We start from the raw sequence: 24,134 nt of genomic DNA, 5'->3' as shown, positions 1-24,134 counted from the left end.
AAGCCCGGGTGCGGTACATATTGCTTGAGCTTATCCTTTGTCGCAGGCTTGACAGGACGCCGGTAAAACAGCGCTTAATCGACGACTTTTTTCGGTTGCCCTGCAACCTCGCTTGACCTGTTGCCCATACCCAATAATAAAACCGGAGCTTCAGATGACCGCATCGCCTGAAATGGCCGTCAACTCGAACACACAAAACCTCGATTTCGACGCGCTCGTTCAATTGCTCGAACAGATTTTCCTGCGCCATGGCACCTCAGCCGATGTGGCCAGAACCCTGGCCCTCAACTGCGCCAGCGCCGAACGTGACGGGGCTCACAGTCACGGTGTGTTCCGGATTCCCGGTTATGTGTCGACGCTGCAAAGCGGCTGGGTCAATGGCCAGGCCGTGCCGGTGGTCGAGGACGTGGCCTCGGGTTTTGTCCGGGTTGACGCCGGTAATGGATTTGCCCAACCGGCCCTCGCGGCGGCGCGGCCCTTGCTGGTGGAAAAAGCCCGCAGTGCCGGCATTGCGGTGTTGGCGATCCGCAATTCCCATCACTTCGCAGCCTTGTGGCCGGACGTCGAGCCGTTTGCCGACGAAGGATTGGTGGCGCTGAGCGTGGTCAACAGCATGACCTGCGTGGTGCCGCACGGTGCCGATCGTCCGCTGTTCGGCACCAACCCGATTGCCTTCGCCGCGCCCAGGGCCGGCGGTGCGCCGATTGTCTTCGACTTGGCGACCAGCGCCATCGCCCATGGCGACGTGCAGATCGCCGCGCGTAAAGGCGAACGCTTGCCAGCGGGCATGGGTGTGGACAGCCTCGGCCAGCCGACTCAGGACCCGAAAGCCATTCTCGAAGGTGGCGCGTTGCTGCCGTTTGGCGGGCACAAGGGCTCGGCGCTGTCGATGATGGTGGAGTTGTTGGCGGCGGCGTTGACGGGTGGCAACTTTTCTTTCGAGTTCGACTGGTCGAACCATCCGGGGGCCAAAACCCCCTGGACCGGGCAACTGCTGATCGTGATCGATCCGAGCAAAGCGGCGGGGCAGAATTTTGCCGAACGCAGTCAGGAACTGGTCCGGCAGATGCATGGTGTGGGGCTCAAGCGTTTACCGGGTGATCGGCGTCACCTGCAACGCGCCAAAGCCAATGTTGAAGGCATTGCGCTCGATCCACAGACGCTGGCGAATCTGCGGGAACTGGCCGGGCTTTGAGCCCGATCCCACAGGTTTCGCAGTGGTCAATGGTTTAACGCCGACCCAACAACAGACCAACCACCAGGCCGAAGCCCGCAGAAATGGCCACGGTTTGCCATGGATGACCGCCGATGTAGGTTTCGGTGGCGTCGACTGCGGGTTGGGTTCGGTCGCGGACGCTGGAAACTGAGCTTCGGGCTTGCTGGAGTTTCTGGGCGATTTGTCCACGTAGGGTGTCCGCTTCCTCGCCGACCAGTGAAGCACTGCTTTTTAGCAGTTTTTCCGATTCTTCGATCAGGGCCTGAAGTTCGCTGAAGACCTGATCCTTGATTTGATCCTCGGCGATTTGATCGGTGTATTTGCGGGCCATTGGTGTACTCCTTACAGATGAATGGACAGTGAGCAATGGAGTCTGCGGCGATTGAAAAAGTTGCAGCAATTTTGCGCGGTGGCGTAACCCTGAAGAAAAATCCAGCGCAGGACATTTCTTCCTACAGTGTAAGATGTCGCCTATTTTACGCAGCAGGTAATTCCCCATGAGCTTCAATCTGGCCGACAAACCCCTCGCCGAGCGCGCGGCGCTTGAAGATGAAAAATCCCGTCTGTTCGAACTCTGGCAAAACAACCTGGGCAAAGCCAAGGGCGAAGCCGCACGGTTGTTCGGTGAGCGCGCCAAGCGCAAAGGCAAATGGGCGGAATGGGTACGCTCCGAACTCGACGGCATGTCGCCGCCGGAATTCGCGAACATGGTGCGCAGTGAAGTCAATCGCTTGATGGCCGCTAAATAAACGCCCCGGAAAAAATCTCGGCAATCGCTTCACGTACTTTCAACACCACCGGATCGAGCTGCGTACTGGTGCGCCAGCCCAGTTCGATCGGGTAACGCGGCAGCGCCAAAGGGCAGGGCAGCAGCGCCAGTCCACTGAGGGCGGCGATACTTTGCGCCGCATGGGCCGGAATGGTCGCCACTGCCTGACTGCCCTTGAGCAGATAGGGCAGTGCGGCAAAGTGGGTGGTCGATGCGCATACCCGCCGACTCAATCCCAGCGCCCCCAGACCTTCATCGGTAATTCCGATAAAACCGCCCGAAGACACCAGAATGTGCTCGCGGGCGACGAACTCATCAAGGCTGAGACTCTGTTGTCCCTCGGCCAGGCTGAGGGGATCCACCAGGCACAGATAACCCCCTTCACCCAGCACTTGGCGGCTGAGCAAACGCTCGGCAAACCCGCCTGCGGTGATCGCCAGATCGATGCTGCGCTCCATCAGGGCCCGGGCGACGATCTGGCTGTGGGTCTGGCGAAAGATCAGGCGCAGTTTCGGCGCACGTTGAGCGATTTCCTCGATCAATCGTCGCCCGTAGGCGATTTCGAAATCATCCGACAAACCCACGGTCACTGAGCGCCCGTCGTATTGATGGGCCGCCGGATCAACCATCGCCAGGCTCTGGCGGCATTTGTTCAGCGCATCGCTGACCACCGGTTTGAGCTGGTTGGCCTTGAGCGTCGGCGCAAGACCTCGGCCAGTGCGCACGAACAACTGATCGCCATACACCTCGCGCAACCGGCGCAATGCCGCGCTGACCGCCGATTGCGTCACACCAAGGCGCAGCGCGGCGCGGCTGGCGCTGGACTCCTCGTGCAGCGCTTCGAAGACTTTGAGTAAGTTGAGATCGACGGTGGCGATATTCATTTGGCTCATATCATTCAGCAGTGAGTCGGGCTTTATTCATGATCCTGTGGCGCCGGAGAATGAGCAACACCTCATTCCTGACGGAGCCACCGTAATGCCCAAGTCAATCGTTGCTGCCCTGCAAATCGGCGCCTTGCCCGGCGGCAAGGCCGACACCCTCGATCAAATCCTCTCTTGGGAAACCGCCATTATCGAATCCGGCGCGGCGCTGGTGGTCATGCCTGAGGCGTTGCTAGGTGGCTACCCCAAAGGCGAGAGCTTCGGCACGCAACTCGGCTATCGACTGCCGGAAGGTCGTGAAGCGTTTGCCCGGTATTTCGCCAACGCCATCGACGTGCCCGGTACCGAGACCGACGCCTTGGCCGGGTTGTCGGCCCGCACCGGGGCCAACCTGGTGATCGGTGTGATCGAACGCGCCGGCAGCACCTTGTACTGCACCGCGTTGTATTTCGATCCGCAGGCCGGGCTGGTGGGCAAGCACCGCAAACTGATGCCCACCGGCACCGAGCGACTGATCTGGGGCAAGGGCGACGGCTCGACCTTGCCGGTGATCGACAGCCAGGTCGGGCGGATCGGCGCGGTGGTGTGCTGGGAAAACATGATGCCGTTGCTGCGCACCGCGATGTACGCCAAGGGCGTGGAGGTCTGGTGCGCGCCGACTGTGGACGAGCGCGAGATGTGGCAGGTCAGCATGCGTCACATTGCCCATGAAGGACGCTGCTTTGTGGTCAGTGCCTGTCAGGTTCAGGACTCGCCACAAGCCTTGGGCGTGGACGTTGCCAACTGGCCGGCGGAGCGCCCGTTGATTGCCGGCGGCAGCGTGATTGTCGGGCCGATGGGCGACATTCTCGCTGGGCCGCTGCGTGGCGAGGCGGGATTGCTGACCGCCGAAATCGACACCGATGACCTGATCCGCGCCCGGTACGACTACGACGTGGTCGGGCACTATGCGCGCCCGGACGTGTTTGAGTTGACGGTGGATGAGCGAGCCAAACCGGGTGTTCGGTTCAACACATAATCCGTCGGGGGGTGTGATTGTCGTCTAGTCTCCAGACGTTCACACCCCCGTCAACGGATGGACTCGCCATGAGTTTGTTACTCGGCCCGATTCTGCAGTTTCGTGGCATCAATAATAATATCTACAACGTGTCTGCCTTGGTGGTTTCACCCTTGGGCGAGCCACCTCCCACGGTAAAAGTACCCAAGGGTGTGACTGCCGACACACCCTTGGCCATCGCCGATATCCCGCTGCTCAACCCTAATTCCCGCGTCTGGCGCATCGATTTCAAAGTGGCGCAGGATCAGGCCGTTGCCACCAGTTACACGGTCACCGTAGACGGTGCGCAGGCCAACTTCGTCGTTCCGGCCAAGGGCCAGTCGCCGCGCATTGCCTATGTATCGTGCAACGGTTTCTCCGACCCCAAGGAAATGGAGAAGGTAGACCGGAACAACGAGCGTTGGGAGCACATGTGGGGCGCTCACCAAGGCGAGCCCTACCATCTGCTGTTGATGGGCGGCGATCAGGTTTACAGCGACGACATGCGCAGCAGTGTGCCGTCGATGAAAGCATGGTTCGCCAAACCCTTCGCCGACCGTCAAAAGGCCGCTTACAGCAAGGTGATCGAAGCCGATCTGGACAAGTTTTTCACCAGGCTCTACCTGGAATGCTGGAAACAGCCCGAGATGGCCAAGGTGTTCGGCGCCATTCCGACGGTGATGATGTGGGATGACCATGACATCATCGATGGCTGGGGTTCCTACGATGAGATATTGCATTCGAGCCCGGTGTTCCAGGGGTTATTTGCCACAGCCAAACGCTATTTCAGGATTTTCCAGCAGCAACTGATCCAGACGCATCCTCACCTCAAACCGTCCGCTGATACCCATCCGTGTGCGATTCCCGGCACTGCTGATGGCTTTCACCTGGGGTTCACCGGCCTGGGCGAGTTGGCCTTGCTGGTTCCCGATCTACGCAGCGAACGTGCGCCGGACTTGACCACCCCGCAGGCCCAACAAACCCGGGTCATTTCCCCGGTCAGTTGGGATGCGATTTATGCCTGGCTGGACAAGGTCCCTGCGCACAAGCACCTGTTGCTGATGTCGAGTATTCCGGTGGGCTACCTTGATTTGCAGGCGGCCGAAAAGGCGCTGGACGTGATGGTGGGGCAACAGGAGCTCGAGGACGATTTACGCGACCACTGGCGAAGCCTGCCGCACCGCAGTGAACGCAGGCGCTTGATCATGCGGCTGCTGGATTTCGCCAAAGCCCAATCATGCAAGGTCACGCTGGTGTCTGGCGACGTTCATGTGGCCGGGGCCTGTGTGATCGAATCGAAATTGCCCCGGCATGGCAGCGATGGTGCGGGGAAAATCTACCAATTGATTTCCACCGGCGTCGTGCATCCTGCGCCGCCAGTGTTGGCGGTGCACTTTCTGGAGTCCATCGGTGGCAATCAGGAACAGATCGACTACGGCATCACCGGAACCATGTTGCCTGTTGGCGCAAGGGGGCGTTACCTGATCACCGCACGAAACTGGCTGGCGATAGAGCCGGATGAAGGCGGCAACGGCAAGACCCGACTGTGGGCCAATTGGCACGTAGAAGGTCTGAAGCATAGTGTGACGCAGGTGATCGACCCCGTTACCTAGCGTGCTGCGGTTCACTTAAGCGATTTCAGCCGCGACGCATTCCTTGTAGCAGCTGCCGAGCTCGCGAGGCTGCGTTCGGCTGCGCAGCAGTCGTCAAATAAGACAATGCGGTGCATCAGATACACCACGGCAGCCGGACTCACGACTGCTTCGCAGCCGAACGCAGCCTCGCGAGCTCGACAGCTGCTACAGATCGCATTACGGCGTAAGTGAACAGAATTACGTTACTAGCGCGTTACCAGGTGCCGGAGATCGAGCCCGGCAGGCTGAGCTTGCCGCTATCGACAAAACGCATGGTGCCGAACGCACCTCCGGCCAGTTTGCCGCGCAGTACGTAAGGCAGATTGTCCAGTGTCTGCGTCTGACTCAGCCCGAGGGTCTGACGCAGCACCGAGAAGGCCGAAACGCTCACCGGCACCACGATCACTGCTTCGGAGAATCGTGGGATCGAGCCCGACTGGTCGCTGACGCCGGAAGCTAGCGGCTGGCCATTAACCTCCAGGTCCAGCGCCACGCCGTTGTAGGCGATTGCGGTTTCATTGGGGTTTTGCACGCGCAGTTTTACTGCGAAGCGCACTTCCAGCTCCTGGCTTTGCAGCGGCTCGATCCCGACCACGTTGATGTGCAGCGGGTCGCGACTGGGGAACAGGGCGCAGGCGCTCAGGGAGAGCAATAGAAGGGATAGGGACAGGGCTAGCAATCTGCGCATGAACATATTCTCGTAAAGAAAAAGGCCGAACCGCTCAAAGCTCGGCCTTCGAGCATTACGGACGGTTCAACTGTGCGACAGCCACAGGTGACGCGGGTTCACCCTTGGCCGCAACATCCGGGTTCTGCATCACCTGAAGCACCGAGGCTTCCGGGTCGAACTCGTCTTCTTCCAGCTCGATGAACTCTTCGGGCAGGAAGATATTCAGCACGATAGCGCACAACGCACCGACAGTGATCGGCGATTCGAAGATGTTGTGCAGCGCCTTCGGCAGCTCGCGCAAGACTTCAGGCACCGCCGCGACACCCAGGCCCATGCCGAGGGAAATCGCCACGATCAGCATGTTGCGCCGATGCAGGCCGGCCTCGGCGAGGATCTTGATCCCGGCCACGGCCACAGTGCCGAACATCACCAGTTCGGCACCGCCGAGCACCGGTTTCGGCATCAATTGCAGCACGGCGCCGATCATCGGGAACAAGCCCAGCAGCACCAACAGACCGGCAATGAAAAACGCCACATAACGGCTGGCCACGCCAGTGAGCTGAATCACCCCGTTGTTCTGGGCGAAGGTCACCATCGGCATGCTGTTGAACACCGCCGCCATGGCTGAGTTGAGGCCGTCGGCCAGCAGCCCGGATTTGATCCGACGGATATAGACCGGGCCTTTGACCGGCTGCCGGGAAATCATCGAGTTGGCCGTCAGGTCACCGGCGGCTTCCAGGGGCGACACCAGGAAAATCACCGCCACCGGCACGAACGCGACCCAATCGAAGGAGAAGCCGTACTTGAACGGCACAGGCACGCTCATCAGCGGCACGGCGGGCAGGCTGGCGAAATCGACCTGGCCCATGAACCATGCGACTGCATAGCCGAGGGCGAGGCCGATGACGATCGCCCCCAGGCGCAGGAATGGTACGTCCACCCGGTTCAACACCACGATGGTCCCCAGCACCAATGCCGCCAGAGCCAGGTGGCTGGCCGCGCCGAGATCCGTCGCGCCGAAACCGCCGGCGATGTCGGTCATGGCAACCTTGATCAGCGACAGACCCATGAGGGTGATGATGGTGCCGGCTACCACCGGGGTGATCAGCATCCGCAGCTTGCCGATGAACTGGCTCAACACCACTTCGATGAACGCGGCGAAAAAGCACACACCGAAAATCGTCGACAGGATTTCATCGGTGCCGCCGCCTCGCGCCTTGACCATGAACCCGGCGCTGAGGATCACGCTGATGAACGAAAAACTGGTGCCTTGCAGGCACAACAGGCCGGAGCCGACCGGGCCGAACCGCCGCGCCTGCACAAACGTGCCCAGCCCCGAGACGAACAGCGCCATGCTGATCAGATAAGGCACTTCGCTTTGCAGGCCCAGGGCACTGCCCATGATCAGCGTCGGGGTGATGATGCCGACGAAACTCGCCAGTACGTGTTGCAGGGCGGCGAAGACCGTGGCGGTCAGGTGAGGGCGGTCGTCGAGGCCGTAAATCAGATCGTTGTGGCGTTGGGAAGCGGTTTGTTCAGCTGCGGTCATGGTCAGGTGCGTGCCAGAAGGCGGGCCGGTCAGAAAAGGGAGCGCAGGATGCCAGAACGGTCTGGCCACGGCAAAAGCAAGGTCAAATGATTGCAGCCTTCGGCAGCTGCGCGATGAAAGTATTGTAGGAGCGAGGCTTGCCCGCGAAGAATGCGCCGCGGTTTTTCAGGTATTACGCGTCATCGTTCTTCGCGGGCAAGCCCACTTGCTCTTCAAGCAAACGCCGCAAGCAGATCCTCTTCAAACGCCTTTTGCGCATCCCCCGGCACCTGTGCGCGATGGAGCGCCAGGTGGAACGCTACCTCGAAGCTCATATCACCCTGGCGCACGGCACGCAGTAACCCTTTGTCTTCCCAGCTCCGGGCGAAGTGATCGGGCAGGTAGCCAACGTGCTTGCCGGACAGAATGAAGGCGAGGGTGCCTTCGACCTGCTCGGATCGCGCTGAACAGAGCTTGCCCTGAAACGGCTCATCGCTGCGCAGAAAGCGGTAGGGATGATCAACCCGGTCGCAGGTCTGGAGCGCTTGATCGTCAGGTGCGTCATCGGTGAACAGCGGATGCCCGGAGGCGCAATACAAGTGCTGGGTTTCGGTGAACAGTTCGCGGTAGTCAAAAGCACGCTGCGCCTGTGAGAAATAGCCGATCGCCAGGTCCAGCCGTTGTTGCAGTAACAGCCGTTCCATTTCGCCGGGCATGGCGCTGATCAACTCGATGCGCACCGATTCGTCCCGTTCGCGAAAGCGTCGGATCGCCTCGGCCACCCGTTGCAGCACCGACTGGTCAAGCGCTTCGGACAAACCCAGGCGCACTTCGCCGATCAAGCGTCCGGCCACACCGTTGGATTGATGGCGGAACGCTTCAATGGATTCGAACAAGGCACGGGTGGCAACGAGCAACTGTTCGCCCTTGGGCGTGATCTTGAACCCGCCCTTGCCGCGACTGCACAGGCGATAACCGAGTCGGGTTTCGAGCTTGGCCATCTGCTGGCTGATGCTCGACTGACTCAACCCCAAGTCACCCTGGGCTGCGCTGAAGCCTCCGCATTCCACCACGCTGACAAACAGGCGCAGCAGGTGCAGGTCCAGATCATGCAGTTGACCGAGCATCAAACATTACTCCGCTATAAAGTCAGGATAACTAACTTGGTATTTTTCCAATGTAATCGACGAAGCATCCTGCAACCACTTCCTCCGGTCAGGTGTTCGTCATGGCTCCGCTCTTCAAGCTGTGTTTACCCGCACTGTTCCTCGCCATGGCCGTGCCGGCCCAGGCTGAAGAAAAAGTCCTCAATCTCTACAGTTGGGCCGATTACGTCGCGCCCGAGACCTTGCAGCGGTTCGAAAAGGAAACCGGCATCCACGTGCGCTACGACACGTTCGATACGCCGGAAGTGCTGGAAACCAAACTGCTCACCGGCGGCAGCGGTTACGACGTGGTGGTGCCGTCGTCCAGCGTCCTGGCGCGCGGCCTGGCGGCGGGAGCGCTGAAGGAAATTCCTCACGATGGCCTCAAGGGATACGCCAACCTCGACCCGGACATGCTGGAAAAACTGGCGGCGGTCGATCCCGGCAATCGGTATGGCGTGCCTTACACCTGGGGCACGCTCGGGCTAGGGATGAATGTTGAAGCGGTAAAACAACGCTTGCCCAACGTACCGCTCAACAGCCTGGACCTGCTGTTCAAGCCCGAATACGCCAGCAAACTGAAAGACTGCGGCATCGCGATTCTCGATTCGCCGCAAGAGGTGATTGGCCTGGCGCTGCATTATTTGGGTAAAGATCCCTACAGCACCGACAAGGCTGATCTGACAGCCGCCGACGCCCTGTTGCGTCAGCTACAGCCGTCGGTGCTGTACGTCGCCACCGGGCGGCAGATCAATGATCTGGCCAATGGCAGCGTTTGCCTGGCACTGACCTACAACGGCGACGCGAGCATGGCCGCCGATCAGGCGCGCAAGGCCAATAAACCGTTCGAGGTGGCTTACCGCATTCCACGTGAAGGCACACTGGTATGGCAGGACAACCTGGCAATTCCCAAGGACGCGCCGCACCCCGAAGCCGCCCGAGCCTTCATAGAGTTCATGTTGCGCCCCGAATCCGTTGCCGCACTGACCAATACGCTGTTCTTCGCCACGGCCAATCAGGCGGCGACGCCACTGGTGGATGAGGCGGTGCGCAGCGATCCCGACATCTACCCGCAGGCCGAGGTGCGTGAGCGGCTGTATGCCGACCGCAGCATGAGCCTCAAGGACATGCGTCAGCGCACCCGCCTGTGGACCACTTTCCGTAGTCGCCAATAAACCAACAATAAGGAACACGCCCATGGACGTCCCTGCACAGAACGATCAGGCCATGACCCGCGACAGTCTTTACGGGACTGCCGCCGAAAGCACCTACGCCGGTATCACCAGTTTCATGCGCCGTCGCTACAGCCGCGACTTGCGTGGCGTCGACGTGGTGGTCAGCGGCGTGCCGTTCGACACCGCCACCAGTAACCGCCCCGGTGCGCGCTTCGGACCTCGCGGTATTCGGGCGGCGTCCACTGGTATTGCCTGGGAACGCCATTGGCCGTGGATGTTCGACCCGTTCGATCACTTGGCTGTCATCGACTACGGCGATTGCGCTTTCGATTACGGCGCGCCGCATTCGGTGCCGGAAAGCATCGAAGCCCACGCCGGGCACATCCTGGATAACGGTTGCGCGATGCTGACCTTCGGCGGCGATCACTTCATCAGTTATCCGCTGCTCAAGGCTCATGCCCGCCAGCACGGCCCGTTGTCATTGATTCACTTCGACGCCCATAGCGACACCTGGCCGGATGAAGAGGGCAAGCGCGTGGATCACGGCACGATGTTCTGGCATGCGGCCAGGGAAGGGCTGGTGGATCCGTCGCGTTCGGTGCAAATCGGCTTGCGCACCACCAATGACGATCATCAGGGCTTTCAGGTGCTGGATGCGCGGCAGGTGCATCGGCAAGGGGCCGAGGCGATTGTCGAGGCGATTCGTGCGCGGGTCGGCGATCACCCGGTGTATTTGACCTTCGACATCGACTGCCTCGACCCAGCTTTCGCGCCCGGCACCGGGACGCCGGTGTGCGGCGGCTTGAGCACGGTGCAGGCGCTGGAGATTCTTGGCGGTTTGCGCGGGATCAACCTGGTGGGAATGGATGTGGTGGAGGTGGCGCCGGCCTACGACCACGCCGACATTACCTCTCTGGCTGCGGCGACCCTGGCCATGGAAATGCTGTGCTTGTATGCGGCCAGGCATAAGGTCGATCGGTAACGGGCAAGCCGATGTGGCGGGTGGGGCTTGTGTGGCGAGGGGGCTTGTCGGACCGCCGCACCGCCCCGTTCGATTGCGAAGCAATCGTAAACCGGTCACTGCATTTTCTAATGCAAGACCGCGAAGGCTGGTTTTAGGGGCGCTTCGCACCCCAACGGGGGCAAGCCCCCTCGCCACATAAACCCGCTCCGGGCTGTGTCAGACTTTCGCTCCTGCCACTTTCTGACAGCAGCCTCTGCTAAGCTCCGGCGACTTCCAGAAAGGAGCCTGCCGACCGTGTCGCGAACCACTCGTTTACTGACCTTGTTACAAGTGCTACGCGGCAAAAGTCGTCCGGTGACTGCCGCGACATTGGCCAGCGAGCTGGAGATTTCCGAGCGCACGCTGTACCGCGACATCGCTGAACTCACCGCACTCGGCGCGCCGATCTTTGGCGAGGCGGGGATCGGCTATGTGTTGCGCAGCGGTCTGTTTCTGCCGCCCTTGATGCTCAATGCCGATGAGACCGAAGCCATCGTGCTCGGTCTGCGCTACGTGGATCAGCGGGGCGATGAGGTGTTGAGCAAAGCGGCGGCCGATGCCCTGGCAAAAATCGCCGCGGTGCTCGACCCGACGGCCCAGGACGCCTTGCGTAACCCGACGGTGTTGCCGGGGCCGCCGGGTTATGGCTATCCGCAAAACGCCGTGCCGTTGAATGTGTTTCGCCAAGCCATCCGCGATCAGGCCAAGTTGCATATCGATTACGCAGACGCCAACCAGGTGCCCAGCCAACGGTTGATCTGGCCACTGGCCCTGGGGTTTCTCAATGAGGTGCGGATCATCGTCGCCTGGTGTGAGTTGCGCAGTGCCTATCGCACCTTTCGCACCGACCGGATCTCGGCCGCCAGTGAACAGGGTGAGCGCTACCCGGGGCGGCGCAGCGACCTGTTGCGCACCTGGCGCAAGCAGATGCAACTGGACGAAGCAGGGCGTTTCACTCCTGACAAGAACTGACACTGACTTGTTTTAGCATGGCTCCAGAATCAACTCACAAGGAGCCGTAAACATGTCCAATCCAGCCTCTTCACTGGCCCCCGCCATTGCCGCCTACATTGCTGCCGCCAATGCTCGCGACACCTCGAGGATCGCCAGTTTTTTCGCTGAGGATGCCAACGTGTTCGATGAGGGGCAGCATCAGGTCGGCACGCAAGCCATCGCCCAATGGATGCAAGACACTGCGCAACGTTATCAGCCGCGGGTCGAGGTGCTCGACGTTCAACTGCGCACCGGCAAAGTGCTGGTGCACAACCTGATCTCCGGCACCTTTCCCGGCAGCCCGCTGGAATTGCGCTACATGTTCCGCCTCAATGAACAGGGCAAGATCGCCCGGCTGGACATCTCGCTGTAAGCCGACGCAGAACCTGTGGGAGTGGGCTCGTGTGGTGAGGGGCTTATGTGGCGAGGGGGCTTGCCCCCGTTGGGGTGCGAAGCACCCCCAGCATTCTCAACGTTAAACCGCATGTAAAGGTTGTACGACTGCTTCGCAGCCGAACGGGGGCAAGCCCCCTCGCCACACAAGTCCTCTTCACTACAATAAGCCCGTTCCCACATGAATCGCGCTTTGCCTATACTGCCGCGCATGAATGTCGACTCTCCCTTAACCGCCTGGCAACACGCCATCGAACAGAAGGGCTTCGTCCAGGACGAAGCCCAGGAACATGCCGTGTGGGCGCTGCAAAAATGCCACGAAGCCTTGCAGGAAGGCCGCGCGCCCATCACCGGCGTGTACCTCTGGGGCCCGGTCGGGCGGGGCAAGACCTGGTTGATGGATCAGTTCTATCAAAACCTGCGCGTCCCGGCCCGGCGGCAGCACTTTCACCACTTTATGGGCTGGGTGCACCAGCGCTCCTTCCAGTTGACCGGCACCGCCGACCCGCTGAAGGCCCTGGCCCGCGAGCTGAGCCAGGAAGTGCGGGTGCTGTGTTTCGATGAACTGTTCGTCAACGACATCGGTGACGCGATCATTCTCGGGCGCTTGTTCCAAGTGATGTTCGAGCAGGGCGTGGTGGTGGTCTGCACTTCCAACCAACCGCCGGATCAGCTGTACGCCGATGGCTTCAACCGCGACCGCTTCGTGCCTGCGATTAGCGCGATCAAGCAACACATGCAGGTGATTGCGGTGGATGGCGGGGAAGATCATCGGCTGCACCCCGGCGCCGGCCTGCAGCGTTACTGGGTGAACGTTCCGGGTCAGCCCGGTGCCCTCGGCGACGTGTTCAAGGCCTTGACCGTCGGCCAGACGCTGTCCAGCGCTCCGGTGCAGATCGGCTACCGTTCGGTCAATGTCATGCAGGCCAGTCGAACCGTGCTCTGGTGCCGTTACGCCGAGGTCTGCGAGCAGCCTTTTGCCGCCATGGACTTCATGGCCCTGTGCGACACCTTCAGCGCTATTCTGTTGAGTGACGTGCCCAATCTCAGCGCGCAAAAACGCGAAGGGCGCATCGCCCGCGGCACTGAAGACGGTGTCGAGCGGGTGGCGGCGGGGGATCGCGAGTTGCCGCAATTGTCGGTGCATGACGACGGCGTGCGGCGGTTCATTGCCCTGGTGGACGAATGCTACGACCGCAAGGTGCCGCTGTACCTCGAAGCGCAGGTACCGATGGAGGCGTTGTACACCGAGGGCTATCTGGAATTCCCGTTTCGCCGCACCCTCAGCCGTTTGCAGGAGATGCAGCTAAAACGTTTTGCCGAGGCTTGATGCCCGGGGGGATGTGAACATGAACCAGCCCTTGTCCCACCACTTACTGACCATGGCCTATCAGAATGCCTGGGCCAATCACCGATTGGCCAAGGCCTGGCTTCAGCTGAGCCCGGCCGAGCTGGTGGCGCCGCGCGTCAGTTTTTTCCCCAGCCTGCGCGCAACCCTCAACCACATTCTGACGTGCGACTGGTTCTATGCGGACGCCCTGGAGCGGGAGTTGCGCGGTGACGAGCCGCATCCCGATTGCTATGTGTTTTTCAACCAGGATGAGCCATTCACCGACGGCGCCGATCTCAAGCGCGAGCAAGCGCTGGTCGACCGTCGACTGATCGCCTACTGCGAGCAATTGCGTGACGCAGAGCTCGGGCGAATCGTGACCATTGCGCGCGATACCCCGCAACACGACAGCCGATTACGCCTGCTGTCCCATCTGTTCGAGCACCAGATTCACCATCGCGGGCAGGTTCACGCGATGCTCAGCGGCACTTCGGTCAAGCCGCCGCAACTGGACGAGTTTTTCTGTGCCGGTGAGGCGGGGTTGAGGGCCGAGGATTTTGCCGAGCTGGGATGGACCGAGGCACTGATCTGGGGTGCTTGAGCACGCGCGATCACAACAGGATCCAGTTGTCGGCACCCCGGTGCTCGCGATAAGGTCGCAGGACCTTTCAGTGCGCAAGAAGCGAACTGGGGCAACTTCATGTGTGATCGAGGGTGGAAATGGAATCCGCAGAAATTCTTGTGCTTCAGGCCAGTTACAGCAATCCGACACATGCCGAGGCGATTTGTCTTGTATTGAACCATTACGCCGAAGACCCGATGGGTGGCGGTAAGTCGTTGCCTACCCATGTGTTGCAACAACTGCCGGGGGAGCTGGCCAAGCGGCCCCATGCCTTCAGTGTATTGGCGTTTGTCGGTGGCGAGCCGGCAGGGCTGGTCAATTGCTTCGAAGGCTTTTCGACCTTTGCCTGTCGGCCATTGGTCAACGTGCACGATGTGGTCGTGGTGTCGAAGTTTCGCGGGTTGGGACTGAGCCAGAAAATGCTGCACAAAGTCGAGGACATCGCACGTCAGCGCGGCTCCTGCAAAATCACCCTGGAAGTGCTGGAAGGCAATCCAGTGGCCCAGGCGTCTTATGGCAAATTCGGTTTTTCGCCAGGCATGTTCGACCCGGCGCATGGCCGGATGCTGTTCTGGACCAAAGCGCTTTAGTCCGCAATCCATGCGGGAGTGTGTGGCGAGGGAGCTTGCTCCCGTTGGGTCGCGCAACGACCCCGGTATTTCAAAGTTAAACCGCATGTAAAGGGTTTACGACTGCTTCGCAGCCGAGCGGGAGCAAGCTCCCTCGCCACAGAAAACCCTCGCCACGCAGGCCCTCTTTGCCACACAAGCCCGCACCCACAGGGGGCGCGCCAAAATTACTGCTTAACGACCGTCGGAGTGACAGGCGCAACCTTGGGTTTTATCAGGCTGAAGTCGATCAACGGCCGCTGCTCACGCTCGTAAGGGTTGCCGATCATCAATGGCCGAGGCTTGAAGCTGTCGCTGACCAGGCTTTTGCTGCGGTCCAGTTCATCGAAACTCAGGCCGGCCAGATCCGCCCAGGTGTGAATCAGCTGGGAGCTGCTGTACGGCCGATCCAGATCAGCGGCAAAACTCCAGTCATGGGTTTCGCGCCATTTCGGCGAGGCCCAGGCCATGAATGGAATGGTGTACATCGGCGCGGTCGGCTTGTTCTCGTTGCGGCCCAGGGTGTTGTGGCCCGCGGAGTCGAACACGTCTTCGCCGTGGTCGGAGAGGTACAGCAGGAAGCCGTTCGGATCGGTCTTGGCGTAGTCCTTGATCAGGCTCGAGACCACGAAGTCGTTGTACAACACCGCGTTGTCATAGCTGTTGTACGTCGGCACCTGATCGTCACGTACACCGTCCGGCACGCCTTTGCGGTCGGTGAACTTGTTGAACGTCGGCGGGTAACGGTACTGGTAGCTCATATGCGTGCCGAGCAAATGCACGACGATCAGCTTGCGTGGCGCCGCATCGGCCAGCGCCTTGTTGAACGGCTCGATCACATCGCCATCGTACTGGGCGGCGTTCTGGTTGCGGTTGTTGTTCAGGTACGCCTGCTCGTCGGCCTGTTCGGAGAAGGTCGTGAGCATGGTGTTGCGCTTGGTCATGGTCTGCTGGTTGGTGATCCAGAAGGTTTTGTAACCCGCCTGCTTCATCATGCTGACCAATGACGGCGTCGTCAGGTAGAGGTTCGGGTTTTCTTCGTCGGCGAACGTCAGCACCTGCTGCAACGCTTCAATGGTGTAGGGGCGTGGGGTAATGACGTTATCGAAAACCGCCAGTTGGTCCTTGAGCTTATCCAGTTCCGGAGTGGTTTCCCGCGGGTAGCCGTACAGGCTCATGCGCTGACGGTTGGTGGACTCGCCGATCACCAATACCAGGGTCGCCGGCTGATTGGCCATTGAGTCGGTGAAGTTCTTCAGCGGCGGGATCTTGCTGGTGCTGTCGAGCATGTCTTGCATGCCGGCCAGGGTACCGAGGTAACGGTGATAGGCCACGGCCATTTGCCACGGCACCGCGGGCTCGATGCGGGTTTCGAATTTCTCGAAGCCTTCCGCAAGGCTGCCGGTGTGCGCGGTCTGCTTGATCAGCGGGTAACCGATCACGGCCAGCACAATCGCCGTCGCGGCAATCAGGGCCTGGGCGCGTGGCAGGTGCACCGGACGCACGCGGGTCCAAAGGAAATACGCGAATGCGGTGTGTGCGAGGAACGCCAGCACCATCCACCAGGCAAAATACTGTGTCATGTACTCGCCGGCTTCAGACACGTTCGATTCGAACATGATGAAGATGACGCTCTGGGAGAATTCCTGCTGATAGATGAAGAAATAACCCAGGCTGGCCATCGAACAGGCCCACAGCACCACGCCGATCAGCGCGGACATCACACGGGTTTGTTTGGGGAATAACAGCATTGGCGCGAGCCAGACGGCGCTCATCACAAAGGCCTGGCGGAACCCGCTAAAACCGGAGGTGCCCGTCAGTTGAATCAGCAGTTGGGTGATACCGGAGAAATACCAGAAGAACAAAAATAACCAGAGAAATCCTGCCCAATCAAAACCAGTCGCAGACGTTTTGCTGCGTTTAAGCAAAGCCATTCAACACTCCAGCCTGATGATCGGCCGTCGGCACTCTCCTTGTCACAGACGAACGGATGCTGCTCGCAAAGCAAGCAGCCACAAGGGCCGGAGTATCGCCAAGCAAGTGTGAAAACTTTGTGAGATGTCGCAGCGGACAGGATTGCAGCGAGTCAGAAACAGCAGTGACTGTTTCTGACTCAAGCGAGGGGATCAGGCGTGAGGAGCACGTTGGGTGATGGGCAAGGGCTGAGCCTGATTGCCTTGGGTCAGCAGGCGCAATTGCGCAACTTCCCGTTTCAACTGATCGCGCTCGTCTTTCAACTGGCGCAGTTCATCGCGACGGATCGTGACGTAAAGGGTTTGTGCTGGCAGTGCTGTGTGTACGGTGCCCATTGCTCACCTCGCAAATGGCGGTATCAACTGTAAGTCGGCTCCCGAAATCGGGTGCTCACTTACTATCGGCGCCAATTTTGATTTCTTTTGCCCCTGAAGGGAACTTTTTTATTTTTCATGGTCGTTGTGTCTTCGGCACGATTCCCGACGTTATCAGTCTGGATCGGGCACAATGCCCGGAAACTTCATCCCACCGCTCTGGACTAACCTTCACTAGTCGCGTTGGGCTATAACCTTAGACACACTTTATTTGTAGTAGGGAGCATCAGTACATGCAACTCGGGATTATTGGACTGGGCCGCATGGGCGGTAATATTGCGCGGCGCCTGATGCTCAACGGGCACACCACCGTTGTTTACGACCGCAATACCGCTTTTGTCGACACCCTGGCCGAAGAGGGCGCCACCGGCGTCGCCGATTTGCCAGCCCTGGTCGCTGGCCTGGCCAAGCCGCGCGCGGTGTGGGTCATGCTGCCCGCCGGCGCACCGACCGAAGACACCATCGACACCCTGAGCACCCTGCTTGAAGCGGGCGATACCATCATTGATGGCGGCAACACCTTCTATAAGGACGATATCCGTCGGGCCAAAACCCTGTCGGAAAAAGGTCTGCATTACATCGACGTCGGCACCTCCGGCGGCGTCTGGGGCCTGGAACGAGGCTACTGCATGATGATCGGCGGCGATGCCGAGACGGTTAAGCGTCTTGACCCGTTGTTCGAGTCCCTGGCCCCGGGTATGGGCGACATTCCGCGCACCAAGGATCGCAAGTCCGATGACGATCGCGCCGAGCGCGGTTACATCCACGCAGGCCCCGCCGGTGCCGGCCACTTCGTCAAGATGATCCATAACGGCATCGAATACGGAATGATGCAGGCCTTCGCCGAAGGCTTCGACATCCTCAAGACCAAAGCCAGCACCAACCTGCCGGAAGATCAGCGTTTCGACCTGAACGTGGCCGACATCGCCGAAGTCTGGCGTCGTGGCAGCGTAGTCTCGTCGTGGCTGCTCGACCTGACCGCCGATGCCCTGGCGTCCGATCCGAAACTCGACGGCTACTCGGGTGAAGTGGCCGACAGCGGTGAAGGGCGCTGGACCATCGAAGCCGCCATGGAACAAGCGGTACCGGTACCGGTGCTGTCGAACTCGCTGTTCTCTCGCTACCGTTCGCGCGGGCAAGGCAACTTTGGCGACAAGATTCTCTCGGCCCAGCGCTTCGGCTTCGGCGGCCATGTGGAGACTGCGAAAAAATGACCCACGTGATCCGCAGGAAATCCAAGGCAGAACCCGCACCGCCCACCACGCTGTTTTTGTTCGGTGCCCATGGTGATCTGGTCAAGCGCCTGCTGATGCCGGCGCTGTACAACCTGAGTCGCGATGGTTTGCTGGGGAATGGACTGCGGATCGTCGGCGTTGATCACAACGCCATCAGTGACGAAGCCTTTGCCAAAAAACTCGAAGATTTCATTCGGGCGGAAGTGGCAGCCAAGGTCGGCAAGGGCGATCAGGCCCTTGATCCGGCGTTGTGGGCCAAATTGGCCAAACACATCAGCTACGTCCAGGGCGATTTCCTGGATGAACGCACTTATGACGCGCTGGCGGCGAAAATCGACGCCAGCGGCACCGGCAACGCCATCTTCTACCTGGCCACCGCCCCGCGCTTTTTCAGCGAAGTGGTGCGGCGTCTCGGGGCTGCCGGATTGTTGCAAGAAGCCCCTGAAGCGTTCAGAAGGGTGGTGATCGAAAAGCCTTTCGGCTCGGATCTGTACACCGCCGAAGCCTTGAACGCGTGCTTGCTCAAAGTGATGACGGAAAAGCAGATCTACCGGATCGATCACTATCTGGGCAAGGAAACCGTGCAGAACATTCTGGTCAGCCGGTTCTCCAACAGCCTGTTCGAAGCCTTCTGGAACAACCATTACATCGACCACGTACAAATCACCGCCGCCGAAACCGTCGGCGTGGAAACCCGTGGCAGTTTTTATGAGGTCACCGGCGCCCTGCGGGACATGGTGCCCAATCACCTGTTCCAATTGTTGGCGATGGTCGCCATGGAACCACCGGCGGCGTTTGGCGCCGATGCGGTACGCGGCGAGAAGGCCAAAGTGATCGGCGCGATTCGCCCCTGGTCGACCGAGGAAGCGCGAGCCAACTCAGTGCGTGGCCAATACACCGCCGGCGAAATCGATGGCAATTCGCTGCGCGGTTATCGTGACGAAGCCAACGTCGCGCCCGACAGCACCACCGAAACCTATGTCGCGCTCAAAGTGATGATCGACAACTGGCGCTGGGTCGGCGTGCCGTTCTACCTGCGGACCGGCAAACGCATGAGTGTGCGCGACACCGAGATCGTCATTTGCTTCAAACCGGCGCCGTACGCGCAGTTCCGCGATACCGAAGTCGAAGAGCTGCAGCCGACCTACCTGCGGATCCAGATCCAGCCCAACGAAGGCATGTGGTTCGACCTACTGGCCAAACGGCCGGGACCGGCGTTGAACATGGCCAATATCGAACTGGGTTTTGCCTACAAGGATTACTTTGAAATGCAGCCGTCCACCGGCTACGAAACCTTGATCTACGATTGCCTGACCGGTGATCAGACGCTGTTCCAGCGCGCCGACAACATCGAGAATGGCTGGCGTGCCGTGCAGCCGTTTCTCGACGCCTGGCAGCAGGACGCAACCCTGGAGCGCTATGCGGCCGGCGAAGACGGGCCACAGGCCGCTGACGAGCTGCTGACCCGTGATGGTCGCGTGTGGCATAGCGTCGGATGAGTGACGTCACGCGACAACCCATCCGTTTTCTGCTCAGCGACATGGACGGCACGTTGTTGTTGCCCGATCACAGCCTCAGCCAGCGCACGATCGAGGCGGTCAGTGCCTTGCGCGAAGCCGGCGTGCTGTTCAGCCTGGCCACCGGGCGTCCGCCCAAAGCCATGTTGCAGCAGATCGAAGCCCTGGGCATTGATCTGCCGACGGCGGCGTTCAATGGCGGCACCATCGTCAACCCGGACGGTAGTTTGCTGGTGGCGCATTATTTGCCGGCAACGGCGGCGCTGACGGCGCTGGCGCTGTTTGCCGATCAGCCGGACATTGAAGTCTGGGTGTTCAGCGGTGGCGACTGGCTGTTGAAGGACTCAAGCGGCCCGATGGTCCCGCGAGAGCAGCATGGCCTGGGTTATCCGCCGGTGGTGGTCGAGAGTTTCGAGCCTTGCCTGGCACGCATCGACAAGATTGTCGCTGCCAGCAATAACACCGAACTGTTGATCGAGCTGGAGGCGCGGTTGCTGCCCAAGGTCGAAGGGCAGGCGCAGGTGTCGCGTTCACAACCGGTCTATCTGGATGTGACGGCGGTGCAGGCCAACAAGGGCGCGGCACTGGCGACGCTGGCCGAGTTTCTCGGGGTGTCGCTGGAACAGACCGCCGCCATGGGCGACGGCGGCAATGACCCGGCGATGTTTCATCGTGCCGGGCTGTCGATTGCGATGGGGCAGGCGGAAGAGGCGGTGAAGCGTCAGGCCGACGTGGTGACCGGGGCCAATACCGAAGACGGCGCGGCTCAGGCGATCGAGCGATACATCCTGAGTTCAGTCTGAACCGCGTTATCGTTCTTCGCGGGCAAGCCTCGCTCCTACAGGTTTTACACATTCCGTAGGAGCGAGGCTTGCCCGCGAAGGCGTCAGACCTGCCACCTCAAAGCCAATAGCTTACGGCGTACCAGCCAAGCCCTCCCATCACCACGGTGTATGGCAGCGCCATCCACACCATCCGCCCGTACGACAGACGAATCAGCGGGGCAATCGCCGAGGTCAGCAGGAACAGGAACGCCGCCTGACCATTAGGCGTCGCCACGCTCGGCAGGTTGGTCCCGGTATTGATCGCAATCGCCAGGGTTTCAAAGTGCTCGCGGCTCATGTGGCCGGAGATGAATGCCTGTTTCACTTCGGTGATGTAAATGGTCGCCACAAACACGTTGTCGCTGATGGCCGACAGCAAGCCGTTGGCAATAAACAGCATGCCCGGCTGTTGATCCGCCGGCAGCGCTAACACCCACTGGATCAGCGGCGCGAACAGCTGCTGATCGTGAATCACCGCCACCACGGCGAAAAATACCACCAGCAGCGAGGTGAACGGCATGGCGTCCTTGAAGGCGGTGCCGAGGCGGTGTTCGTCAGTGATACCGGTGAACGCGGTGATCAACACGATCACCATCAAGCCGATCAGGCCGACTTCGGCGATGTGAAACGCCAACCCGGCAATCAGAATCAGCGCCGCCGCCCCTTGAACCAGCAATGCGGCGCGCTGACGCGAAGTACGCTCGGCGTTGTCTTCAGCAGCGTAGTTGGCCAGCACTGCACGCACGTTGTCCGGCAGCAACGTGCCATAACCGAACCAGCGCAGTTTCTCCAGCAGTACGCAGGTCACCAGGCCTGCTGCCAGCACCGGCAACGACACCGGGGCGATCTTCAGAAAGAACTCGGCGAAGTGCCAGCCCATCTCATGGCCGATCAGCAGGTTTTGCGGCTCGCCAACCAGCGTGCAAACACCACCCAGCGCTGTGCCGACCGCGCCGTGCATCAGCAGGCTGCGCAGGAAGGCGCGGAATTGTTCGAGGTCGGCATGGTGGAGGGTGGGCAAATGCTGGTCATCGGCGAACTCGCTGTCTTGACGCGGATCGTTGCCCGAGGCGACGCGGTGATACACCGAGTAAAAGCCCACGGCCGCGCTGATGATCACCGCGGTCACGGTCAATGCATCGAGAAACGCCGAGAGAAACGCTGACAGGAAACAGAACATCAACGCCAGCAGCGCCTTGGAGCGAACTCCCAGCAGCAGGCGCGAGAACAGAAACAGCAGCAGGTCTTTCATGAAGTAGATGCCCGCCACCATGAACATCAGCAACAGGATCACCGGGAAGTTGTGCACCAGTTCGTCATAGAGCGCCTGGGGCGTGGTCATTTTCAGCAGCAGAGCTTCGATCAGCAGCAACCCGCCGGGCATCAGCGGGTAACACTTGAGCGCCATGGCCAGGGTGAAGATGAACTCCAGCACCAACAACCAGCCGGCCGCCACCGGACCGATCGTCCACAACACCAGGGCGTTGAGAATCAGGAATCCGATAATGCTTGCTTTGTACCAGCGGGGTGAATGCCCAAGAAAATTGTGTGCGAAGGCCTGGGCCATTGAGCCGGACATCGGCTACTCCTTGTATTAAGAAGCGCGCAACTTGCCGTAAGCGGAAGGGAAGATCAAGTGCAGGAGACTAGGGTTGATAACGGGCGACGACGGCGCGGTAGTTGCCATCCAGTGAATAACCGCCGACGACGATGCAACCATCGGCCTGCAAGGCCAATGAAGTGGCGGTGTCCGGGCCTCGACTCAGGCGTGTGCGGACCCAGCCCATGCCATTGGCGAAGCTGCGATCCAGCGCCCCATTGGGTAAGTACCGGGCGAGAATGAAATCGCCCTCGAGCCCGCCGCCCGTCGCTCCGACCGTCAGCACACAGTCGTCCGGTTGTATCTGGGCGGCGGTCCACTGGCAGCCGCTGTGGCTGATTTCCAACAGTTGTGGCTGGCCGCTATTGCAATGCATGTCAGGTCGGCCATTGCTGTGAACGTTCAGGGCGAGGCAGTGCATCGGGTCGCGACTGCTGCCAAAACAATGCAAATCACCATTTTCGTGCTGGACGATCTGGCAGACCTGGGCACTCTGACCCCAGGCCTTGAAGGTCATGAAGCCATCCACGGCGAAGCCGTCATCCAGCTGGCCATCGGCGTGATAACGCGCCAGCAAACCTTCCTCGGGGAAGTTGATCGATCCGCCCACCAGGATTCGGCCGTCATGTTGCACCATCAGACTGTTCAGCCAGGTGTTCATCAATAAGTGCCGGACCATGACAAAGCCACGACCATTGAAGGTGCTGTCCAGCGAGCCGTCGGCATTGAGTCGAATCAGCATGCCGACGTGATCGGCCAATTCAAAGTGATGATTGGCCAGCAGCAGGATTCGACCATCGTCCTGCACGCAGATATCACAGGCCTCGGTACCCGGCACGCCGGGTGGTAACCAGGCATCGCGAGCGCCTTCGGAAAGCTTCCCCGGCAGGCGCACCACGCAGCGGCCGTGCTCACCAAAACCCTGTATCGGACAGCCCCGTTGATCAAACATCGCCAGGGCGGGCAGCGTACGATGAGCATTTTCGTAGTGCAGGCCGGCCACCAGAATGGTCCCGTCGGCCAGCACCCGCACCGTGCCTGCCATGGCCTCGTAGCCGTGGGCGAATTGCCCGATGATGCTGCCTTGTTTGCCGAAGGCCAGATCCGCCGAACCATCCTCACGCAGGCGTGCCAGGCCAAAGCGGCAGCCACCTGGCGTGCCGACCTTGGCTGCCACCAGAATTCGGCCGGTGTGGTCAATCGCCACACCATTGACCCTGCTGGAGGTACTGCCGGCGAAATACACTTGAGTCTTGCCGCTGCCGGCGAAATGGCTATCGAGTTGCCCGGCGTCTTTCACCGCTGCCTGTATGGCAAAAGCAGTCTGGAGTGACATGCACGCATCTCCTTGCCAGTCGTCCTTGTCCGGGTGTCCGGAGGTTGACTGCATGAGAAGAACATTCAATCCCTGAAAGCGATGATGCGCAACTGCCATTACGCTCGGGAGGAGCGGCGTTTTGTGCCAGAACAGTGTCTTCTCGAACCACTGACAAGCCTGCCAAGTAATCTGGCGGCTAGAAGTTGGAAAATGTAAATGGCGTTATGCAGCGGACCGTAGAAAACCGTCAACTAAGGAGAAGAAGGGGCGCGGATTACCGGGCGGT

General features: G+C 60.3%; 23 protein-coding genes. 14 read left to right on the top strand and 9 right to left on the bottom strand.

Annotation, left to right across the window (positions count from 1 at the left end):
* Positions 1 to 154 precede the first annotated feature (154 nt).
* The gene (locus tag JUI81_RS03420) at positions 155 to 1,195 is read left to right on the top strand and encodes an Ldh family oxidoreductase (RefSeq protein WP_019579238.1); all 1,041 of its coding nucleotides are present in this window, start codon (positions 155 to 157) and stop codon (positions 1,193 to 1,195) included.
* Between the two features lie 34 nt (positions 1,196 to 1,229).
* On the opposite strand, the gene JUI81_RS03415 is transcribed toward JUI81_RS03420, so the two are convergent.
* The gene (locus JUI81_RS03415) at positions 1,230 to 1,547 is read right to left on the bottom strand and encodes a YqjD family protein (protein ID WP_019579237.1); all 318 of its coding nucleotides are present in this window, start codon (positions 1,545 to 1,547) and stop codon (positions 1,230 to 1,232) included.
* A gap of 166 nt (positions 1,548 to 1,713) precedes the next feature.
* On the opposite strand from JUI81_RS03415, the gene JUI81_RS03410 reads away from it, so the two are divergent.
* Complete coding sequence (locus JUI81_RS03410; RefSeq protein ID WP_007937833.1) at positions 1,714 to 1,965, top strand: hypothetical protein; 252 nt, start codon at positions 1,714 to 1,716, stop codon at positions 1,963 to 1,965.
* On the opposite strand, the gene JUI81_RS03405 is transcribed toward JUI81_RS03410, so the two are convergent.
* Positions 1,958 to 2,878: a LysR family transcriptional regulator gene (locus JUI81_RS03405; protein ID WP_204123731.1), complete on the bottom strand. Its 921-nt coding sequence runs from the start codon at positions 2,876 to 2,878 to the stop codon at positions 1,958 to 1,960. The genes JUI81_RS03410 and JUI81_RS03405 overlap by 8 nt on opposite strands.
* Positions 2,879 to 2,963: 85 nt before the next feature.
* On the opposite strand from JUI81_RS03405, the gene JUI81_RS03400 reads away from it, so the two are divergent.
* Both JUI81_RS03400 and JUI81_RS03395 read left to right on the top strand, forming a co-directional pair.
* On the top strand, positions 2,964 to 3,887 hold the full coding sequence (locus JUI81_RS03400; protein ID WP_019579235.1) for a carbon-nitrogen hydrolase family protein: 924 nt from the start codon (positions 2,964 to 2,966) through the stop codon (positions 3,885 to 3,887).
* A gap of 68 nt (positions 3,888 to 3,955) precedes the next feature.
* Entirely contained in the window at positions 3,956 to 5,518 is a 1,563-nt protein-coding gene (locus tag JUI81_RS03395; RefSeq protein ID WP_204123730.1) for an alkaline phosphatase D family protein, read from the top strand.
* Positions 5,519 to 5,753: 235 nt separating this feature from the next.
* Here JUI81_RS03395 and JUI81_RS03390 read toward each other — a convergent pair whose 3' ends face one another.
* The 3 genes from JUI81_RS03390 to JUI81_RS03380 form a co-directional block, all read right to left on the bottom strand.
* Entirely contained in the window at positions 5,754 to 6,227 is a 474-nt protein-coding gene (locus JUI81_RS03390; RefSeq protein ID WP_026331693.1) for an LEA type 2 family protein, read from the bottom strand.
* A gap of 55 nt (positions 6,228 to 6,282) precedes the next feature.
* Complete coding sequence (locus JUI81_RS03385) at positions 6,283 to 7,758, bottom strand: nucleobase:cation symporter-2 family protein (RefSeq protein ID WP_204123729.1); 1,476 nt, start codon at positions 7,756 to 7,758, stop codon at positions 6,283 to 6,285.
* Positions 7,759 to 7,970: 212 nt separating this feature from the next.
* Positions 7,971 to 8,864: a LysR family transcriptional regulator gene (locus JUI81_RS03380; protein ID WP_204123728.1), complete on the bottom strand. Its 894-nt coding sequence runs from the start codon at positions 8,862 to 8,864 to the stop codon at positions 7,971 to 7,973.
* A gap of 101 nt (positions 8,865 to 8,965) precedes the next feature.
* Here JUI81_RS03380 and JUI81_RS03375 point away from each other — a divergent pair, with 101 nt between their 5' ends.
* The 7 genes from JUI81_RS03375 to JUI81_RS03345 all read left to right on the top strand — a co-directional run bounded on the left by JUI81_RS03375 (position 8,966) and on the right by JUI81_RS03345 (position 14,988).
* A complete protein-coding gene (locus tag JUI81_RS03375; RefSeq protein ID WP_019579230.1) occupies positions 8,966 to 10,057 on the top strand; it encodes a polyamine ABC transporter substrate-binding protein in 1,092 nt (363 codons plus the stop codon).
* 22 nt (positions 10,058 to 10,079) lie between these two features.
* The gene (speB, locus tag JUI81_RS03370; protein WP_019579229.1) at positions 10,080 to 11,039 is read left to right on the top strand and encodes an agmatinase; all 960 of its coding nucleotides are present in this window, start codon (positions 10,080 to 10,082) and stop codon (positions 11,037 to 11,039) included.
* A 276-nt stretch (positions 11,040 to 11,315) separates the two neighbouring features.
* Positions 11,316 to 12,032: a YafY family protein gene (locus tag JUI81_RS03365; protein WP_019579228.1), complete on the top strand. Its 717-nt coding sequence runs from the start codon at positions 11,316 to 11,318 to the stop codon at positions 12,030 to 12,032.
* A gap of 52 nt (positions 12,033 to 12,084) precedes the next feature.
* Positions 12,085 to 12,426: a nuclear transport factor 2 family protein gene (locus JUI81_RS03360; protein WP_019579227.1), complete on the top strand. Its 342-nt coding sequence runs from the start codon at positions 12,085 to 12,087 to the stop codon at positions 12,424 to 12,426.
* Positions 12,427 to 12,657: 231 nt separating this feature from the next.
* A complete protein-coding gene (gene zapE, locus JUI81_RS03355; protein ID WP_204123857.1) occupies positions 12,658 to 13,776 on the top strand; it encodes a cell division protein ZapE in 1,119 nt (372 codons plus the stop codon).
* Positions 13,777 to 13,795: 19 nt separating this feature from the next.
* Positions 13,796 to 14,377, top strand: coding sequence for a DinB family protein (locus JUI81_RS03350; RefSeq protein ID WP_204123727.1), 582 nt, complete (start codon positions 13,796 to 13,798; stop codon positions 14,375 to 14,377).
* Between the two features lie 119 nt (positions 14,378 to 14,496).
* Positions 14,497 to 14,988, top strand: coding sequence for a GNAT family N-acetyltransferase (locus JUI81_RS03345; RefSeq protein WP_019579224.1), 492 nt, complete (start codon positions 14,497 to 14,499; stop codon positions 14,986 to 14,988).
* 206 nt (positions 14,989 to 15,194) lie between these two features.
* On the opposite strand, the gene JUI81_RS03340 is transcribed toward JUI81_RS03345, so the two are convergent.
* Both JUI81_RS03340 and JUI81_RS03335 read right to left on the bottom strand, forming a co-directional pair.
* A complete protein-coding gene (locus tag JUI81_RS03340) occupies positions 15,195 to 16,940 on the bottom strand; it encodes a phosphoethanolamine transferase CptA (RefSeq protein WP_096480140.1) in 1,746 nt (581 codons plus the stop codon).
* Between the two features lie 192 nt (positions 16,941 to 17,132).
* Entirely contained in the window at positions 17,133 to 17,315 is a 183-nt protein-coding gene (locus JUI81_RS03335; protein WP_019579222.1) for a DUF6026 family protein, read from the bottom strand.
* A gap of 272 nt (positions 17,316 to 17,587) precedes the next feature.
* Between JUI81_RS03335 and gnd the strand changes: the two genes are divergently transcribed.
* From gnd to JUI81_RS03320, 3 genes are read left to right on the top strand one after another with little or no spacing between them, the layout of a single operon-like run.
* Positions 17,588 to 18,568, top strand: coding sequence for a phosphogluconate dehydrogenase (NAD(+)-dependent, decarboxylating) (gene gnd / locus JUI81_RS03330; RefSeq protein WP_018926087.1), 981 nt, complete (start codon positions 17,588 to 17,590; stop codon positions 18,566 to 18,568).
* Positions 18,565 to 20,088 carry a glucose-6-phosphate dehydrogenase gene (zwf, locus tag JUI81_RS03325; RefSeq protein ID WP_028940508.1) on the top strand — a complete coding sequence of 508 codons (1,524 nt, stop codon included), beginning with the start codon at positions 18,565 to 18,567 and terminating at the stop codon, positions 20,086 to 20,088. Before gnd ends, zwf begins: the two co-directional genes overlap by 4 nt.
* A complete protein-coding gene (locus JUI81_RS03320; RefSeq protein WP_028940509.1) occupies positions 20,085 to 20,909 on the top strand; it encodes a Cof-type HAD-IIB family hydrolase in 825 nt (274 codons plus the stop codon). Before zwf ends, JUI81_RS03320 begins: the two co-directional genes overlap by 4 nt.
* 97 nt (positions 20,910 to 21,006) lie before the next feature.
* Here the strand turns inward: JUI81_RS03320 and nhaB are convergent, their stop codons facing one another.
* Positions 21,007 to 22,509, bottom strand: a complete 1,503-nt coding sequence (gene nhaB, locus JUI81_RS03315; protein ID WP_204123726.1) for a sodium/proton antiporter NhaB — start codon at positions 22,507 to 22,509, stop codon at positions 21,007 to 21,009.
* Between the two features lie 67 nt (positions 22,510 to 22,576).
* Positions 22,577 to 23,866 carry a hypothetical protein gene (locus JUI81_RS03310; protein WP_028940511.1) on the bottom strand — a complete coding sequence of 430 codons (1,290 nt, stop codon included), beginning with the start codon at positions 23,864 to 23,866 and terminating at the stop codon, positions 22,577 to 22,579.
* Positions 23,867 to 24,134 lie beyond the last annotated feature (268 nt).

The organism is Pseudomonas sp. 008 (assembly GCF_016861935.1).
Classification (GTDB): domain Bacteria; phylum Pseudomonadota; class Gammaproteobacteria; order Pseudomonadales; family Pseudomonadaceae; genus Aquipseudomonas.
Note: the sequence above shows the minus strand (reverse complement) of the source record. Positions and strands in the feature narration are given on the sequence as shown.

What these genes read in the sequence shown, in the direction of transcription:
- JUI81_RS03420 (WP_019579238.1), top strand. Translation starts at nt 155, where the DNA reads ATGACCGCATCGCCTGAAATGGCCGTCAACTCGAACACACAAAACCTC.
- JUI81_RS03415 (WP_019579237.1), bottom strand. Translation starts at nt 1,547, where the DNA reads ATGGCCCGCAAATACACCGATCAAATCGCCGAGGATCAAATCAAGGAT.
- JUI81_RS03410 (WP_007937833.1), top strand. Translation starts at nt 1,714, where the DNA reads ATGAGCTTCAATCTGGCCGACAAACCCCTCGCCGAGCGCGCGGCGCTT.
- JUI81_RS03405 (WP_204123731.1), bottom strand. Translation starts at nt 2,878, where the DNA reads ATGAGCCAAATGAATATCGCCACCGTCGATCTCAACTTACTCAAAGTC.
- JUI81_RS03400 (WP_019579235.1), top strand. Translation starts at nt 2,964, where the DNA reads ATGCCCAAGTCAATCGTTGCTGCCCTGCAAATCGGCGCCTTGCCCGGC.
- JUI81_RS03395 (WP_204123730.1), top strand. Translation starts at nt 3,956, where the DNA reads ATGAGTTTGTTACTCGGCCCGATTCTGCAGTTTCGTGGCATCAATAAT.
- JUI81_RS03390 (WP_026331693.1), bottom strand. Translation starts at nt 6,227, where the DNA reads ATGCGCAGATTGCTAGCCCTGTCCCTATCCCTTCTATTGCTCTCCCTG.
- JUI81_RS03385 (WP_204123729.1), bottom strand. Translation starts at nt 7,758, where the DNA reads ATGACCGCAGCTGAACAAACCGCTTCCCAACGCCACAACGATCTGATT.
- JUI81_RS03380 (WP_204123728.1), bottom strand. Translation starts at nt 8,864, where the DNA reads ATGCTCGGTCAACTGCATGATCTGGACCTGCACCTGCTGCGCCTGTTT.
- JUI81_RS03375 (WP_019579230.1), top strand. Translation starts at nt 8,966, where the DNA reads ATGGCTCCGCTCTTCAAGCTGTGTTTACCCGCACTGTTCCTCGCCATG.
- speB (WP_019579229.1), top strand. Translation starts at nt 10,080, where the DNA reads ATGGACGTCCCTGCACAGAACGATCAGGCCATGACCCGCGACAGTCTT.
- JUI81_RS03360 (WP_019579227.1), top strand. Translation starts at nt 12,085, where the DNA reads ATGTCCAATCCAGCCTCTTCACTGGCCCCCGCCATTGCCGCCTACATT.
- zapE (WP_204123857.1), top strand. Translation starts at nt 12,658, where the DNA reads ATGAATGTCGACTCTCCCTTAACCGCCTGGCAACACGCCATCGAACAG.
- JUI81_RS03350 (WP_204123727.1), top strand. Translation starts at nt 13,796, where the DNA reads ATGAACCAGCCCTTGTCCCACCACTTACTGACCATGGCCTATCAGAAT.
- JUI81_RS03345 (WP_019579224.1), top strand. Translation starts at nt 14,497, where the DNA reads ATGGAATCCGCAGAAATTCTTGTGCTTCAGGCCAGTTACAGCAATCCG.
- JUI81_RS03340 (WP_096480140.1), bottom strand. Translation starts at nt 16,940, where the DNA reads ATGGCTTTGCTTAAACGCAGCAAAACGTCTGCGACTGGTTTTGATTGG.
- JUI81_RS03335 (WP_019579222.1), bottom strand. Translation starts at nt 17,315, where the DNA reads ATGGGCACCGTACACACAGCACTGCCAGCACAAACCCTTTACGTCACG.
- gnd (WP_018926087.1), top strand. Translation starts at nt 17,588, where the DNA reads ATGCAACTCGGGATTATTGGACTGGGCCGCATGGGCGGTAATATTGCG.
- zwf (WP_028940508.1), top strand. Translation starts at nt 18,565, where the DNA reads ATGACCCACGTGATCCGCAGGAAATCCAAGGCAGAACCCGCACCGCCC.
- JUI81_RS03320 (WP_028940509.1), top strand. Translation starts at nt 20,085, where the DNA reads ATGAGTGACGTCACGCGACAACCCATCCGTTTTCTGCTCAGCGACATG.
- nhaB (WP_204123726.1), bottom strand. Translation starts at nt 22,509, where the DNA reads ATGTCCGGCTCAATGGCCCAGGCCTTCGCACACAATTTTCTTGGGCAT.
- JUI81_RS03310 (WP_028940511.1), bottom strand. Translation starts at nt 23,866, where the DNA reads ATGTCACTCCAGACTGCTTTTGCCATACAGGCAGCGGTGAAAGACGCC.